The following is a 1,964-nucleotide window of genomic DNA, read 5'->3' as shown; positions in this document are numbered from 1 at the left end:
TATAGTCGTATCCATATACTTCTATTTCAGATATAGATTGGCATTCATAACCTGGAAATTCATTTGAAATCGCTTCATAAATATCTTTATAAAATACAACATCAATATATCTTATAGTTTTTCTTCCATTTTTAATCAAATTTAATTTATATGCTGTGCTAATACGTTTATCGAACCTTACTAACTCATCTATTCTTGGATGGTTAATATGGTTATTTCTAATTTTTACGTAAATTGTCCATGCAATACTCATTAGCTGATACAGTGTTAATTCTTCTGGATCCCTATTTTTTTCGTTATAATTAACGCAATTCCAAACAATTCCGATAATTTCTTTGTGAATTCTAAGTTCTCTATACTTTAATTCTCCTCCATCATAAGTTAAATGAAAAAAATCTCCATTTCTCCTTACACTTAATACAGAAAACATACGATTTGTTTCTCCTGCATACAAATTATACACCTGGTGAAAATACAATTTTTTTAAAGGTGTAGAGTAATTCGCTAATGTAATTTCTACTAAATCGAAACATCTCGCTGAATTCAAAAATACGTTTTCAAATGTATCTTTGTGGTTAACTGAATCATCTAATAACAAATAATGATCTAACGTCCCGTAGTTATCTGTTAAAAGTCCTCTTATTAGATGCTGATTTTTATTTGCTCCAATGATAATACTTTCTAAATGTTCTAAAATACTTGGCTTAAGTTCTAAATAATGAACATTATAATTATTGTCAATCTGCCTTTTATAAACTTTTTCCAAGTTACCATTGGATTTGTTAGAAATATAAATATTTCCAGCATAATGTATTAATTCATCACCTATATTTTTTTTTAACATTAGTCATTCTCCCCTTTATTTATTTTGAAATAATACTGCTCTTGCATTAAACAAATGTCCTCGAATTTGATTTATTATTAGTCTTTGTTCTTCAGTTAGGTTAGAGCCAAATGAATGTTCTAACGCATTTAAGCTTAGTTCTGCATGTTCCACCCTCACATCAACATCGTTAACTAACCTTTTTAATTCTTCTGTCGAAATATTACTCAATAAACTCTCCCCCTTTTTTTTGAACGCAAAAAAGCCCCTTGAATTTACTTGTAAAAGCTAAACAGCTTTCTTAGTAAACCCAAGGGGCTTGTTTTATTATAGTCTAATGAAAATAAAAATAATTCGTTAATATTCTTATTTTATCATACAACTCTATTATGATGCACTACCCTTTTGGAAGTTGTAGCATAAGCTGAACCACTCGCCACAAAATTCTACACCTTGATGTGCCTGTATATCATCCCAATACTTGTGCATCAAATGATTCTCCCGGAGGAACCGTTCTAATCTATCTAAAGACGGAAATCGTTCAAATGCATTTTTTAATTTTATACCTCCAAACAGTATATCTTTCTCGTTATCATTTGTAATCATAATTTCGTATACTTCATTCTTCTCTTTACCCTCACGATTAATGAATGTAGTCTTAATATACCAAATTTTAACTTTACCCATCAGAATCACTCCTTTTTGAGTCTCCCCCTGAACTATTTAATACTTAACTCAAGAACTACCTCACGCATTTTTACCTTTTGAGTTTGACCATCCTTTTTTGTAAGTATAATCAGTTGTTTCAACTGATGTTTTATCTAAAACCATACTTTCTAAATCAACACTCTTATCATGTAATTTTATTGGTTTGCATTTACAAATTCTCTTCCTATAATTGTTAATTGCTACTTCTACTTGGTTAGTTTTATACTCATGATGCTTATTTCCGAATAAGTCTATTACATAAACTTTGTATTCTTGTTGTGTTGCCTTAAAGGGAACTTTAGTAGCATCTAATGTTTTCACTATTTTTTTTATTTTCTCTAGTTCACAATTATTAGTACCTACACTTTCAATCCACTCTAATATGTCGGAACAGCATTCATAAAATTGTTCTGGATTATATAGATCCTCAATT

At 29.5% G+C, this 1,964-nt stretch carries 4 protein-coding genes; all 4 read right to left on the bottom strand.

The window, feature by feature from the left end; translation table 11 throughout:
• On the bottom strand, positions 1-844 hold an 844-nt coding region (locus tag RCF13_RS23605), incomplete at its 3' end, for a hypothetical protein (RefSeq protein WP_308141594.1).
• A gap of 15 nt (positions 845-859) precedes the next feature.
• Complete coding sequence (locus RCF13_RS23600) at positions 860-1,054, bottom strand: hypothetical protein (RefSeq protein WP_001996032.1); 195 nt, start codon at positions 1,052-1,054, stop codon at positions 860-862.
• Positions 1,055-1,210: 156 nt separating this feature from the next.
• Positions 1,211-1,510, bottom strand: a complete 300-nt coding sequence (locus RCF13_RS23595) for a hypothetical protein (protein WP_001995957.1) — start codon at positions 1,508-1,510, stop codon at positions 1,211-1,213.
• Positions 1,511-1,570: 60 nt separating this feature from the next.
• Positions 1,571-1,964: hypothetical protein (locus RCF13_RS23590; RefSeq protein WP_308141593.1), on the bottom strand; the 394-nt coding region annotated here is incomplete at its 5' end.

The organism is Stenotrophomonas maltophilia group sp. RNC7, assembly GCF_030910085.1.
GTDB classification, from domain to species: domain Bacteria; phylum Pseudomonadota; class Gammaproteobacteria; order Xanthomonadales; family Xanthomonadaceae; genus Stenotrophomonas; species Stenotrophomonas sepilia.
This window is presented reverse-complemented; position numbering and strand designations above follow the sequence as displayed.

Excerpts from the sequence above, each read along its gene's own strand:
- RCF13_RS23595 (WP_001995957.1), bottom strand. The coding sequence starts at position 1,510 with ATGGGTAAAGTTAAAATTTGGTATATTAAGACTACATTCATTAATCGT.